Source organism: Sphingomonas pseudosanguinis (assembly GCF_052056765.1).
In the GTDB taxonomy this organism is placed as follows: domain Bacteria; phylum Pseudomonadota; class Alphaproteobacteria; order Sphingomonadales; family Sphingomonadaceae; genus Sphingomonas; species Sphingomonas pseudosanguinis.
Genome location: NZ_CP189888.1, coordinates 2,450,710 through 2,464,521 on the forward strand (window position 1 = coordinate 2,450,710; position 13,812 = coordinate 2,464,521).

At 67.3% G+C, this 13,812-nt stretch carries 12 protein-coding genes; 9 read left to right on the forward strand and 3 right to left on the reverse strand.

What is annotated here, in order from left to right; translation table 11 throughout:
- The first annotated feature begins 15 nt into the window (after positions 1 to 15).
- Positions 16 to 1,071, forward strand: a complete 1,056-nt coding sequence (locus ACQHGV_RS10995) for a DUF2268 domain-containing putative Zn-dependent protease (protein WP_440978225.1) — start codon at positions 16 to 18, stop codon at positions 1,069 to 1,071.
- Between the two features lie 248 nt (positions 1,072 to 1,319).
- Here ACQHGV_RS10995 and ACQHGV_RS11000 read toward each other — a convergent pair whose 3' ends face one another.
- On the reverse strand, positions 1,320 to 2,399 hold the full coding sequence (locus ACQHGV_RS11000) for an NAD(P)/FAD-dependent oxidoreductase (RefSeq protein ID WP_440978226.1): 1,080 nt from the start codon (positions 2,397 to 2,399) through the stop codon (positions 1,320 to 1,322).
- Complete coding sequence (locus ACQHGV_RS11005; protein ID WP_440978227.1) at positions 2,396 to 3,334, reverse strand: alpha/beta fold hydrolase; 939 nt, start codon at positions 3,332 to 3,334, stop codon at positions 2,396 to 2,398. The genes ACQHGV_RS11000 and ACQHGV_RS11005 overlap by 4 nt, the downstream gene beginning before the upstream one ends.
- Before the next feature lie 52 nt (positions 3,335 to 3,386).
- Between ACQHGV_RS11005 and ACQHGV_RS11010 the strand changes: the two genes are divergently transcribed.
- From ACQHGV_RS11010 to ACQHGV_RS11045, 8 genes are all read left to right on the forward strand, one after another.
- The gene (locus ACQHGV_RS11010; RefSeq protein WP_440978228.1) at positions 3,387 to 3,872 is read left to right on the forward strand and encodes an A24 family peptidase; all 486 of its coding nucleotides are present in this window, start codon (positions 3,387 to 3,389) and stop codon (positions 3,870 to 3,872) included.
- A gap of 52 nt (positions 3,873 to 3,924) precedes the next feature.
- On the forward strand, positions 3,925 to 4,944 hold the full coding sequence (cpaB, locus tag ACQHGV_RS11015) for a Flp pilus assembly protein CpaB (protein WP_440978229.1): 1,020 nt from the start codon (positions 3,925 to 3,927) through the stop codon (positions 4,942 to 4,944).
- Positions 4,945 to 4,949: 5 nt separating this feature from the next.
- Positions 4,950 to 6,467: a type II and III secretion system protein family protein gene (locus tag ACQHGV_RS11020; protein ID WP_440978230.1), complete on the forward strand. Its 1,518-nt coding sequence runs from the start codon at positions 4,950 to 4,952 to the stop codon at positions 6,465 to 6,467.
- Between the two features lie 26 nt (positions 6,468 to 6,493).
- Positions 6,494 to 7,168 (forward strand): CpaD family pilus assembly protein, encoded by a 675-nt coding sequence (locus tag ACQHGV_RS11025; protein WP_440978231.1) that lies wholly within the window; start codon positions 6,494 to 6,496, stop codon positions 7,166 to 7,168.
- Positions 7,168 to 8,430 carry a pilus assembly protein CpaE gene (locus ACQHGV_RS11030; protein WP_440978232.1) on the forward strand — a complete coding sequence of 421 codons (1,263 nt, stop codon included), beginning with the start codon at positions 7,168 to 7,170 and terminating at the stop codon, positions 8,428 to 8,430. Before ACQHGV_RS11025 ends, ACQHGV_RS11030 begins: the two co-directional genes overlap by 1 nt.
- Positions 8,431 to 8,434: 4 nt before the next feature.
- On the forward strand, positions 8,435 to 9,418 hold the full coding sequence (locus ACQHGV_RS11035) for a type II secretion system F family protein (protein ID WP_440978233.1): 984 nt from the start codon (positions 8,435 to 8,437) through the stop codon (positions 9,416 to 9,418).
- Positions 9,419 to 10,417, forward strand: coding sequence for a type II secretion system F family protein (locus ACQHGV_RS11040; protein WP_409787171.1), 999 nt, complete (start codon positions 9,419 to 9,421; stop codon positions 10,415 to 10,417).
- Between the two features lie 87 nt (positions 10,418 to 10,504).
- Positions 10,505 to 10,867, forward strand: a complete 363-nt coding sequence (locus ACQHGV_RS11045; RefSeq protein WP_440978234.1) for a hypothetical protein — start codon at positions 10,505 to 10,507, stop codon at positions 10,865 to 10,867.
- A gap of 218 nt (positions 10,868 to 11,085) precedes the next feature.
- Here ACQHGV_RS11045 and ppdK read toward each other — a convergent pair whose 3' ends face one another.
- The gene (gene ppdK, locus ACQHGV_RS11050; RefSeq protein ID WP_440978235.1) at positions 11,086 to 13,746 is read right to left on the reverse strand and encodes a pyruvate, phosphate dikinase; all 2,661 of its coding nucleotides are present in this window, start codon (positions 13,744 to 13,746) and stop codon (positions 11,086 to 11,088) included.
- Between the last annotated feature and the right edge of the window lie 66 nt (positions 13,747 to 13,812).

The window sequence follows — 13,812 nt, forward strand, 5'->3', positions numbered from 1 at the left end:
GGGCGAAATGGGTGGGTGGCGGACATTCCGTTTTATGAAGACGCCGCTCCCATAGCCGACGCTATGCCATCCCTTCTTTCCCAAAAAGGATCGAAAAACGGGAATCTATCCTGCGCGATCAGCTTCGGATACGAACTGCTAAAAGCGATCGGGGAATACGGCATGGGTGGTAAGTGGGGGTTCGGTGCAGCTTTGATCGTGGTCGCCGTGGCTGCATCTGCAAGCAGTCCACAGGCCGTTGAGGTTCGCACTTCCGATGTGACCAACTTCTATCAGCTGTACGATGCCGCCAACGGCAAACTTTCCGCCAGCACACTTCAAGAAGATTACATAGATAAGGGAACAGACGGCGTGCGCCAGTTCGTGCCTTATCGCATCATATCGGGCGAAGCGCTTGCCAAGGAAATTGGCAAGGAAGAGCTTATATATCGGCAAGCTCGATCATGCATGGAAGTCCTTCCGGCCGTAAAGGCCAAGCTACGCGGCTCCTTCCACCGATTGGCCACCCTTGACCCGCAAGCGACATTTCCACCAGTCACCATACTCATTGGTCGCAATAACAGTGGCGGCACTACAGGAAAGTCTGGGGTTCTGATCGGATTGGAAGTAGTATGCCGATCCTCATGGCTGCAACCGAATCTAACAGAGCGGCTTTATCATCTTATCGCTCACGAGTACGGCCACGTCGAGCAATCACCAGAGCTAGACGCGGATAGCGACAACACCACGGTTTTGAAGGCATCCCTCATTGAGGGTGTTGCCGAATTGGTAGCTCAGCTTACCTCAGGACAGGTAAGCAATGTTCATCTACAAAGGTGGACGGCAGGTCACGTCAAGGAAATCGATCAACGGTTCCTTGACGACGCCAACAAGAAAGATATCTCGGCTTGGCTATACAACGGCGTTGGTACGCCGGAAAAGCCCGGCGATTTGGGGTACTGGGTGGGCTATAGGATCGCAAAGGCGTACTATGACAAAGCTCCGAACAAGCGTGTTGCTCTCAGAACTTTGCTCGATCTGAAAGACCCGGTAGCGATCCTCACCGAAAGTGGTTGGAAACCGGGCGTGTAGAACTCCCGGCGATACCTGATAGCCGTTCCCGATTGGGAACCCGTTGTGGAGAATGCTGCCCTGGCGATCGCACCGTATGATGTCCGAAGCGTCCACTTTCCCAGAATATGTTCCCAATTGCGTCTTCCCGAAACTAACCCTTGAAGATGGCGAAATGGGAATGATCGCGCTGCACGAAGGGCCGCTTTCGGCCAGATAGATTGCCCGCCGAAGCGTCCGGGTTTGGGCGGTAGCCGTCAAATGCAACGCTAGCCCAAAAACCGCCCCGCGCCATAGCGTGCCGCGTCCACCCCCGCAGGCACATCCTTCTCCCCCAACAGCAATCCCGCCGCCAACGCCGCCGCCGCCGGCGCGGTCTGGATGCCGAAGCCCCCTTGCCCTGCGCACCAGAAAAAGCCCGGCGTCTTCGGGTCGAACCCATAGACCGGCGCGCGGTCGGGGGCGAAGCTGCGCAGGCCGGCCCAGCGACGCTCGACCGCTTCGACGTGCCAGTCGACGGTTTTTTCCAGCCGATCGATCGCCACCGCGACATCCCATTCCTCGGGCGCGATGTCGCAAGGGACGCTGGGCGTCTCGTCATGCGGGGTCAGCCAGAGCCGGCCGCCGGCCTCGGGCTTGAAATAGAATTGGCCATTGATGTCGATGACGTGCGGCAGGCCGGCGGGCGCGGTCGGGTCGGTGCGCAGCTGCATCATCGTGCGGCGATAGGGGATGATACCGATCGGCGCGGCGCCCGCGATGCCGGCGACCGTGTCGGCCCAGGCGCCCGCCGCATTGACCAGCAGCCGCGCCCGCACCGGGCCGGCCTTGGTCTCCAGCCGCCATGTGCCATCGCGCCGCTCCGCCGTCAGCAGCGCGGCATCGGTCATCAGCGCAGCACCCGCCGCCTTTGCCGCCGCCAGATAATCGGCATGCAGCGCGGCGACATCGATATAGGCGCAGCTCGGCTCCCACACGCCGTGCACCCATTCGGGGCGAAGGCCTGGCACACGCGCGGCGGGATCGACGCGCTGCAACTCGACACCGCTGCCCTCGAAATCGGCGAGCAGTCGGTCGATCCGGCCCGCATCCTCGCGCCGCCCGATATGCAGCGACCCCAAGGGCGTCAGATAACCGCCATCGCGCAAGGCGGGGCCGGAGGCGGTGGTCAGCGGCTGCACCGCCGGGCCGCCATAGGTTTCTGACCAGAAGGCCGCCGACCGGCCCGTCGCATGACGGCCGGGCAGATCCTCCGCCTCGATCAGGACGACGCGCGCACGGGGACCGATGGCGGCGGCCAGGCTCGCCCCGGCCATGCCCGCACCGATGATCGCGATGTCCCAGGTCACCGCGCGATCTCGTTCAGAAAGGCATCGATCGCCGCCAACGCGCGCAGACGCACCGGGTCCGCCTCGCGCAGCAGCTCGTGCGCCGCCTCGGGTCCGAAGCGGACGAGCCGTGCGCCGATCCGCGCGGCCGTCCGCGCGGCGGCATCCGGGTCGACCAGCCGGTCGGCATCGGCCAGCAGCATCAGCGTCGGCACCGTCATCGCGTCGAGCCGCGTGTCGTCGATCAATCCCCGGATCGAGCGCAGCGCGGCCGCCACCCATCCCCAGCTTGGCGGCCCCAGCGCCAGTTCGGGATGCCGCGCATACCAGAAGGCCTCGTCCTCATAGCGGCCGACATCATGCGTCAGATTGCGTTGCCGCGTGTGCATGCCCGCCGATTCGCCCGCGCGCCAGATGCCGCGCGTGGGGCATGTGCTGTCCATGCAGCCGATGATCGCCGCGCTCAGGCCGGGCCCGAACGGCAGGCGCAGGCCCAGCATCGGCGCGACCAGGATCAGCGCATCCGGCACGACCGCGCCTTCGACCATGGCCCGCAGCGCCAGATGCCCGCCCATCGAGTGGCCGAGCAGCACGGCCGGGCCGTCCGCCTCGCCCCGCCATTCGGCCCAGAAGGCGCGCAGGTCGTCGACCAGCACCGCAAAGTCCGGGCCATGCCCGACATGCGGGTCCGGGCTCAGCCGCCCCGATCCCCCCTGCCCGCGCCAGTCGAAGGCGGTGACGCTCCAGCCGCGTTCGACCAGATGGGCGAAGACCTCCAGATATTTCTCGATGACGTCGGCGCGCCCGGTCTGGAACAGCAACCGCCCGACGGGCCGCGCCGCCGCCCAGTCGAACCGCCGATGCGACCAGCCATCGGGCGCGGTCCAGCGCGACAGGCGCGCCGATGCGGGAAAGCGGCGGCGAAGGGCAAGGGCGGAAGCGGGCGCATCGGTCATTCGATCCCCGGTTACGGTTTGGAAAGCCCCGCCGTCTAGGAGCTTTTGCCCTATGGACTGGTCCGTCATCCGTATCGCCCTGCTCTGCGCGCTCGGCCTGCTGCTGTTGTCCGCCGGGATCGAGGATGCGCGCACCCGCGAGATCGCCGATCGCAAGAATATCGCGATCGCCTTGATCGCACCCTTGTGGTGGTGGGCGTCGGGCCTGCCGCTCTGGCCCGATGCGCTGGTCCAGATCGGCGGGGCGGTCGGCATGTTCCTGCTCTTCGCGCTGGCCTTTCGCGTCGGGATGATGGGGGGCGGCGACGTGAAGATGATCGCGGCGCTCGCTTTGTGGCTGCCGCTGGGCGTGCTGCTGCGGATGCTGGTGCTGATGTCGCTGCTCGGGGGAGTCGTGACGCTGGCGATGCTGATCGACCATCGGCTGCGGCGTGCGCGCGGCGGCGATGTGATCGAGGTTCCTTACGGCGTGGCCATCGCGATGGCCGGGCTGCTGATCCTGCAGGAACCGATATTTAACCCCTTTTCGCATAGCTGATACGCCAAACTTATCGGGCGGAATGCCCGGCACGAAAGCCGAAGAACGCAGGATGGACAGTCGCAAGATCTTACTGCTGGTGGGCGCCCTGCTGGTCGCGGGGATGACCGCCGTGTTCGCGCGCACGCTGACCGCGGGCAGCGCCGCGCCGCAGGCGGGTGCCGCCGTCATCGTCACGCCGCCGCCCGAACCCGGCCCCGAAATCCTGGTCGCGACGCGCGCGCTGCCGGTCGGGACCATTATCGATTCCGCATCCCTGAAGTTCCAGCCCTGGCCCAAGGAGCTGGTCGGCGGCGCCTATTTCCTGAAGGGTCAGACCGATATGTCCAAGCTGCTGGGCACGGTGGTCCGCTTCGCGATCACCGCCGGCCAGCCGCTGACGCAAGGCGCGGTCGTCAAATCGGGCGATCGCGGTTTCCTGGCCGCCGCGCTGACCCCGGGAATGCGCGCGGTGACGGTGCCGGTGTCGGCGCAGACGGGGGTGGCGGGATTCGTGTTTCCCGGCGACCATATCGACATCGTCCTGACCCAGGATGTGGCGGGCGGCGGTGACGGCCCGCCGCTGAAGGTGTCGGAGACGATCCTGCGCAACGTCCGCGTGCTCGCCACCGACCAGCGCACCGATGGCCAGTCGGGCAATGACGGCAAGACGCCCATCCAGACCTTCACCACGGTCACGGTCGAGGCGACGCCCAAGATCGCCGAGCAGCTGGCGGTCGCGCAGACGGTCGGCACGCTGTCGCTGTCGCTGCGTGCGCTGGCCGACCGGCCCGAGGATCTGCAGAATCCGGGTGGCGGTGCCGCGGCACCGGTGGCGGACCGTGCCTCCTATGTCACCGGCGGCGACATCTCACGCTACCAGCGACGGACCGTCCCGGGTCGCCAGCGCGAAGGTAGTGCCTCGGCGGCGCCCGGCGCCGCCACCACGGGCCCGGCCGCTACAGGCCCCGCCGCCACAGGTCCCGTCACCACCGAAGGCTTCGGCGTGCGCGTCGCGCGGGGCTCGGGCGGCGGGCCCAAGGCGGACGCCGCACCGGCCAGCCCGACCAATAGCGGCGCGGGGGATCAGTAAGGATCATGACGAAGCACCTGCCCTGGGCGGCCCTGGGCCGCACCGCCGCTATCTCACTGATGCTGGCACCGTTGATCCTCGCGCCCGCCCCCGTGCGCGCCGCTCCGCAGGGCGAGGACACCGGTGGCCGCATGCTGGAGATCAACACGGGTCGCGCACGGCTGATCACCCTGCCGCGCCCGATGACCGACCTGTTCGTCGCCGATGACAGCATCGCCGATGTCCAGGTCCGCTCGCCGACGCAGCTCTATATCTTCGGCAAGAAGCCCGGCGAAACGACCGTGTCGGCGACGGCGCGCGGCGGCGCGGTCGTCTATGCGACCACCGTCCGCGTCGGCAACAATTTCGATTCGATCGGCCGGATGCTGCGGCTCGCCATGCCCGAGGCGCAGATCGCGGCGACGCCGATGAACGGCCTGATCCTGCTGACCGGAACGGTCGCCGCGCCCGACGACGTCGCCGAGGCCGAACGACTGGTCCAGGCCTTTGTCGGCAAGGATACCAAGGTCATCAGCCGCCTGAAGACCGCGACGCCGTTGCAGGTCAATCTTCAGGTCCGCATCGCCGAGGTCAATCGCAGCTTCGTCAAGTCGATCGGCGTCAACCTGCTGAACCGCGACCGCAATTCCAGCGGCTTCGTCTTCGGCGTCGGGTCGGGCCGCAATGCGGGAACGATCACCGATCTGACCAACGCGGCCGGGACGACGATCGGCACCCAATATGGCTTCAACCAGGGTCCGCTGCGCACGACCCTGGGCCTGGGCGGCCGGGTGCTGGGCATGGACCTGCTGGGGGCGATGGACCTGGGCGAGACGCTGGGACAGGTCTCGACGCTCGCCAATCCCAACCTGACCGCGCTGTCAGGGGAGACCGCGACCTTCCTGGCCGGCGGCGAAATCCCCATTCCGATGTCCGCGTCGCTGGGCACGGTGTCGGTCGACTATAAGCAATATGGCGTCAGCCTGTCCTATACGCCGACCGTGCTGGCCGATGGCCGCATCTCGCTGCGGGTCCGGCCCGAGGTGTCGGAGATTTCCTCCGCCGGCGCGGTGACGCTGGACAAGTTCACCATCCCGGCCCTGACCACCCGCCGCGCGGAGACGACGCTGGAGCTGGGATCGGGGCAGAGCATGATGATCGCCGGCCTGTTGTCCAACACCCGCGACAATTCGATCGAAAAAGCGCCTTGGCTGGGCGACCTGCCGCTGATCGGCGCGCTGTTCCGCTCCAACGCGTTCAAGCGCAAGGAGACCGAACTCGTCATCATCATCACCCCTTATCTGGTGAAGCCGGTCAATTCGCCGTCCGAGATCGCGTTGCCCACCGATGGCGAACGCGCGCCGAACGACGCCGAGCGGGTGCTGCTCGGCCGTATCTCGGCGGGGTCCAGCCAGCCTCGCCCCGTGCCGACGATGGCCGCGCCCGTTCAGGGGCGCCCGATGACGGGCGCGCAAAGCCCCGCGCCGCTGACCTCCATGCCCCGTGCGCGCAAGGGCACCCCCGCCCCCGGCTTTTCCGAATGATCGCCCGTTCAAGGATGCCCCGTTCCATGCGTCTGCCCCTCGCCCTTTCGGGTTCGATCACCCTGCTCGCGCTGACCGCCGGGTGCAGCGGCACCGGCCAGCCGGGCCTGGAAAGTGCGCATCAGCCGGTCGTGTCGCAGGCCGACTATGTTCTCGACCTCGCCGTGTCGGGCAACTGGCTGGCGGGCGACGAGGCGCAGCGGCTGGCGGGCTGGGCTGATAATCTGCGGCTGGGTTATGGCGACCGGGTGACGATCGAGGACCCGGCCGGCGATGCGCCCATCGCCTATCGCCAGATCGCCGACATCATCGGCCGCCACGGCCTGCTGGTCGGACCGGCGGGTTCGATCGCCCGCACCCCGCTTGCCCCCGCGATGATCCGCGTCGTCGTCACCCGCGCGCGCGCCAGCGTTCCGGGCTGTCCGGACCGGACGAGCGATGTCGGCCCCGACTGGACCGCGGAAACCTCGTCCAACCATGGCTGCGCGGTCAATCGCAACCTGGCCGCGATGGTCGCCAATCCCAATGACCTCATCCGCGGCGTCGAAGGGCCGGCCAGCGCCGATCCCGCAGTGACGACCCGCGCGATCGATACCTTCCGAAAGGCGCTACCGACCGGCCATGGCGGGACGGTGGTGCGCTCCCCCAATGCCACCCAGGGCGGCGCCCCTAGCGGAATGGCTGGCATGGGAGGACAGTGATGAACGCCCCCTGGAAGCCCCATGGCCTGATCGGGCGCGATCCCATCCAGGCCTTTGTCTGCGACGACTGGACGGCCGAGGCGGTGCGCCCGATGCTCGCCGAACAGGGCTGGTCGACCGAAAAGGTGACCAAAGGCGGCCTGCGCGGCGCGATCCAGGCGCTGTCGGTGTCCGCCAGCCCGCAGATCCTGATCGTCGACCTCAGCGACACCTCCGACCCGGTCGGGGAGATCGGCAATCTGGCCGAGGTGTGCGAACCCGGCACGATCGTGATCGCGGTCGGCCAGGTCAACGATGTCCGCCTGTACCGCGCGCTGCTGGCCAATGGGCTGCACGACTATCTGCTCAAGCCGATCAATCCCGATCAGTTGCGCGAGACCGTCGGCCAGGCGCGCGCGATGCTGCACACCCCGCGCGCTATGGACATGGCGCCCGAAAAGGCGCCGTGCAGCGTGACGGTGATCGGCGCGCGCGGCGGGGTCGGCGCGTCGACCGTCGCCGCTTCGCTCGGCTGGCTGATGGCCGAGCGGCTGGGCCGGACCACCGGCCTGCTCGACCTCGACGTGCATTTCGGTACGTCCGCGCTCTCGCTTGATCTGGAGCCGGGGCGCGGGCTGGTCGATGCGATCGACAATCCCAGCCGCATCGACGGGCTGTTCCTGGAACGCGCGATGGTCAAGGCGCTGGAGAAGCTGTCCGTCCTGTCGGCGGAAGCGCCGATCGCCGCGCCGATTTTGACCGACGGCGTCGCCTTCACCCAGTTGCAGGACGAGATGCGCGCCAATTTCGAGACGACGATCGTCGATCTGCCGCGCGACATGCTGATCCAGCAGCCCGTGCTGGCGACCAGCGCGCAGACGATCGTGCTGGTCACCGAATTCACCCTGGCCGCCGCGCGCGACACGATCCGCCTGCTCTCCTGGTTCAAGACCCATGCCCCGCAGGCCCAGGTGCTGACCGTCGCCAACCGCGTCCACCCGGCCGCGCAGACCGAGATCGCGCAGAGCGATTTCGAGGGGTCGATCGAGCGCCCGGTCGATTTCCTGATCCCCTACGACCAGAAGCTGGTCGTCCAGGCGGCGAAGGCCGGCAAGCCGATCGCCGAACTGGGCAAGACGTCGCGCACCATCGCCCCGCTGATCGCGCTGTCGGAGCGTATCTGCGCGGCGGGGCAGGCATCGGATCGGGCGCGCGGCAAGCGCCGCCTGCTCGAAAAGCTCGACATCAAGGCGTTCCTGCCCAAGCGGGCGCGGGCGAACTGACCCGATGAGCATGATGGCGACCCTGATCCTGGCGGGCGGCGTGTTCCTGACGCTGGTGCTGGTGATGGCCGCGCTGTCCGCGCCCAAGACCTCGCGCAGCCAGTCGCGGCAGCTCGCGGGATTGCGCGGCCGCGTCGCATTCGATCTCGACAAGCCGGTGTCGCCGATGGTCGCGGCGTCGCGCGGCATCGCGCTGGCCAGCGACACGCGGGTCGACCAGATGTTCGGGCGGCTGCTGCCCAATCCCGAAAAGCTGGCCAAGCGGCTCGACCGGACCGGGCGCGACTGGACGCTGGGGCAATATGGCATCGCGTGCGGCGTGGTGGCGCTGGGCATGACGATCCTGCTGGCGATGCTGCATTTGTCGCTGCTGCTCGCCTTGCCGATGGGCGTCGGCCTGGGGCTGCTCCTACCGCATATGGTGGTCAGCAAGACGATCAGCCGCCGGACGAACCGGTTCATCACCCGCTTTCCCGATGCGATCGAGCTGCTGGTGCGCGGCCTGCGCTCGGGCCTGCCGATCAGTGAGACGATGTCGGTCGTGGGGCAGGAAGTGCCCGGCCCGGTCGGCGAGGAATTCCGCGCCGTGTCGGACCGGATGCGCATCGGCCGGACGATGGACAATGCGCTTCAGGAAACCGCCGACCGGCTGGAGACGCCCGAGTTCCAGTTCTTCGTGATCGCCATCGCCATCCAGCGCGAGACCGGCGGCAATCTGGCCGAGACCCTGTCCAACCTGGCCGAGGTGCTGCGCAAGCGCGCACAGATGAAGCTGAAGATCAAGGCGATGTCGTCCGAATCCAAGGCGTCGGCCTATATCATCGGCGCGCTGCCCTTCATCGTCTTCGGCCTGATCTGGATGATCAACCCGCCTTACATGGCGAAGTTCTTCGTCGATCCCCGACTGATGATCATCGGCGGCGGCGGGCTTTTGTGGATGGGGCTGGGCGTCTTCATCATGTCGCGCATGATCAATTTCGAGATCTGAATGACCGCCTCACCCCAGATTCTCGGCCTAGACGCCGGATCGGCCGCCGCCATGCTGTGGGGCGTGTGCGTCCTCTGCCTGCTCGTCGCCGGCTATGTCCTGATCGGCGCGCGCGATCCGATGCGCAGGCGGGTGCAGGCGCTCAACGAACGGCGCGAGCAGCTCAAGGCCGGGATCGATCCCACCCCGAAGCGGCGCGCCCAGTTCATCGAACGCACCGACATGCTCGAGCGGATGCGCCGGATGCTCAGCGCGCTCAAGATGCTGCAGGAGGATCAGGTCAAGGCCGTCCAGCTCAAGCTGCTCCAGGCCGGCATCCGATCGAAGGAGCTGGCGGTGGCGGTCATCTTCGGCCGCCTGGCGCTGCCGATCGTGCTGGGCGGCGGCACCGCGCTCTGGGTCTATGGCACCGAGGATTTCGCCGATTGGAGCGGGTTCAGCCGCTACATGATGGTCGCAGGGACGCTGGTGCTGAGCTACAAGGCGCCGGATCTGGCGCTGAAGAACCGGATCGACAAGCGCACCGCCGCGATCCGCAAGGGCCTGCCCGATGCGCTCGACCTGATGGTCATCTGCGCCGAGGCCGGGCTGACCGTCGATGCCGCCTTCGCCCGCGTCGCGCGCGAACTGCGTCGCGCCTATCCCGAACTGGGCGACGAGTTCCAGCTGACCTCGGTCGAGCTGGGCTTCCTGACCGACCGCCGCCAGGCGCTCGAGAATCTGTCGACCCGGGTCAATCTGGACGCGCTGCGCGGGGTGGTGACGACCATGATCCAGACCGAGAAATACGGCACCCCGCTCGCCAGCTCGCTGCGCGTGCTGTCGGCGGAGTTCCGTAACGAGCGCATGATGCGCGCCGAGGAAAAGGCCGCGCGCCTGCCCGCGATCATGACCGTGCCGCTGATCCTGTTCATCCTGCCGACGCTGTTCGTCGTCATCCTGGGGCCGGCCGGCTGCTCGATCAACGATACGCTGATGACCTCGATGGGCGGGAAGTAACACCCACACCCCGGCGAAATCCGGCGGCATCGCAACCACTCCGCCCGATCGGTCGTTGACCTGACGTAACAGACAGGGATCGACGCGATGCTGTTCACTTCGACGACTCAGTTCGCCGTGCTGGGGCTGGTCCTCATCGCGGGTTGGCTATTCGGGCTGGCGAGCCATCCGGGCGGCCGCAAATGGCGCACCCGCTATTCCACCGAGCGCGATGCGCACGCCGCGCACCAGAAGGAAACCGAGGCGAAGTTGGCGGCGGCGCGAGACCGCATCGCCGAGCTGGAGCGCGAGAACCAGCGGCTGGCGACGGCGCAGCCGGTTGCGGCGGCGCCGGTGGCGGAGCGGGCACCTTACCGCTCGGTCGCCGCGAGCGCCGCGCGTCCGGCCTATCCGGCGGGGGAGCGTCGTGGGTGGTTCGATTTCGGGAACCGGGTGACGACGCACGGGTGATGGTGTCGTGGGGTCGGGGCTCGGTGAGACACCGGCCCTCCCCCATCCCCTCCCGCTTGCGGGAGGGGAGCGTTTCTAGGCAGCGGCTACGCTTCTTTCGAAACGGTAGGCTGGTTGAAGCGCTGGACGCCTCCGCTTGGCACGCCCCTCCCGCAAGCGGGAGGGGATGGGGGAGGGAAGGTTCCAGGCGATAAACCCGCCGAAACCTCCCCCCAAGATCACCGCGCCTTCAACGCCGCCTGCGCCGCCGCCAGCCGCGCGATCGGCACGCGGTACGGGCTGGCCGAGACATAATCCAACCCGACCTGCTCGCAAAAGGCGATCGACGCCGGGTCCCCACCATGCTCGCCGCAGATACCGAGCTTGATTCCGGCCCGCGTCGCGCGGCCGCGCTCGGCGGCCAGGCTGACCAGCTCGCCCACACCCTCGACATCCAGGCTGACGAAGGGGTCCTTGGCGTAGATGCCCTTCTCGACATAGGCGCTCAGGAAACGCGCCGCGTCGTCGCGGCTGACGCCCAGCGTCGTCTGGGTCAGGTCGTTGGTGCCGAAGGAGAAGAATTCACCCACCTCGGCGATTTCCCCCGCCTTCAGCGCGGCGCGCGGCAGTTCGATCATGGTGCCGACCAGATACTCGACCGTCTTGCCGCGCTCGGCGAACACCGCCTGCGCCGCCTTGTCGACCACCGCCTTCATCAGTTCCAGCTCGCGACGCGTGGCGACCAGCGGGATCATGACCTCGGGGATCGGCGCTTCGCCCGACTTTTCCGCGACGTCCAGCGCCGCCTCGAAGATCGCGCGCGCCTGGATTTCGTAGATTTCCGGATAGGTCACGCCCAGGCGGCAACCGCGATGGCCGAGCATCGGGTTGAACTCGTGCAGTTCATTGGCCCGGCGCTTGAGCGTATCGACATCGACGCCCGCCGCGGTCGCGACTTCGGCGAACTCGGCCTCCTGCTGCGGCAGGAACTCGTGCAGCGGCGGGTCGAGCAGGCGAACCGTTACCGGCAGGCCCGCCATCACCTCGAAGATCGCGGTGAAGTCGGCGCGCTGTTCGGGCAGCAGCTTGGCGAGCGCGGCACGGCGGCCCGCTTCGTCCGAGGCCAGGATCATCTGGCGCACCGCCGTGATCCGCGCGGCGTCGAAGAACATATGCTCGGTGCGGCAGAGACCCACGCCCTCCGCACCGAAATCGCGCGCGGTCTGGCAGTCGAGCGGGGTTTCGGCATTGGCGCGGACCTTCAGGCGGCGGACCTGATCGGCCCATTCCATCAGCGTGCCGAAGTCACCCGCCAGCTCGGGCTGCACGGTCGCGACCGCGCCGACCATCACCTCGCCGGTCGACCCGTCGAGCGTCAGGATGTCGCCCTCGCGCACCTCGCGCGAACCCACGCGCAGCAGCTTGGCCTTGTTGTCGATCGACAGGCTACCCGCGCCCGAGACGCAAGGACGACCCATGCCGCGCGCCACGACCGCCGCATGGCTGGTCATGCCACCGCGCGCGGTCAGGATGCCCTTGGCCGCGTGCATGCCGTGAATGTCTTCCGGCGAGGTTTCGACACGGACGAGGATCACCGCCTCGCCCGCCGCCGCCGCGCGCTCGGCGGCATCGGCGTCGAACACCACCTTGCCCGACGCCGCACCCGGCGAGGCGGGAAGGCCCTTGGTCAGCACGTCACGCTTGGCATCGGGGTCGAGCGTCGGGTGGAGCAGCTGGTCGAGCGCCGCCGGATCGACCCGCGCGATCGCCTCCTCGCGGGTGATGAGGCCTTCATTCGCCATGTCGACTGCGATCTTGAGCGCGGCCTTGGCGGTGCGCTTGCCCGAGCGCGTCTGGAGCATCCAGAGCTTGGCCTGTTCGACCGTGAACTCGATGTCCTGCATGTCACGGTAATGCGTCTCGAGCTGGTCGAAGACGGCGGCCAGCTCGGCATAGACCTCCGGCATCGCCTCTTCCATCGAGGCGGGCTTGGCATTCGCTTCCTCGCGCGCGGCCTTGGTCAGGTACTGCGGCGTGCGGATGCCCGCGACCACATCCTCGCCCTGCGCGTTGATCAGGAACTCGCCATAATAGGCGCGGTCGCCCTTGGAGGGATCGCGCGTGAAGGCCACGCCCGTCGCCGAGGTATCGCCCATATTGCCGAAGACCATCGCCTGCACGTTGACGGCGGTGCCCCAGTCGGCGGGAATGTCGTTCAGACGGCGATAGACCTTCGCACGCTCCGACTGCCACGATCCGAACACCGCGCCGACCGCGCCCCAGAGCTGGTCGTGCACATCCTGCGGGAAGGGCTTGCCCCACTGCTCCTCGACCAGGCCCTTATAGGTCGTGACCAGCGCCTTCCAGTCCTCGGCCGACATCTCGGTATCGAGGGTGAAGCCATTGTCTTCCTTCGCGATCTCCAGCGCTTCCTCGAACGCGCCGTGATCCAGCTCCAGGACGACATCGGCATACATCTGGATGAAGCGGCGATAGCTGTCCCAGGCGAAACGCTCGTCGCCCGCCTTCTTGGCCAGCCCCTCGACGGTTTCGTCGTTGAGGCCGAGGTTCAGCACCGTGTCCATCATGCCCGGCATCGACACCCGCGCGCCCGAGCGGACCGAGACCAGCAGCGGGTTTTCCGGATCGCCGAAGCGCTTCTCGGTGACCGACTCAATATGCGCGATACCGTCGGCGACCTCGTCGCGCAGTTCCTGCGGGAACTGCTCGCCATCCTCATAATAGCGGGTGCACATTGCGGTCGAGATGGTGAAGCCCGGCGGCACCGGCAGCCCGATCGAGGCCATCTCGGCCAGATTCGCGCCCTTGCCGCCAAGCAGATTCTTGTCCCCCTTGCCGCCGTCCGAAACGCCGCCGCCGAAGCGGTACACATAGGTCATCGGTTCGATCCTTTACTGGTCGTCACGTCCGACGCCCTGGGGACACAGGCGTCGGTGTACATAAGG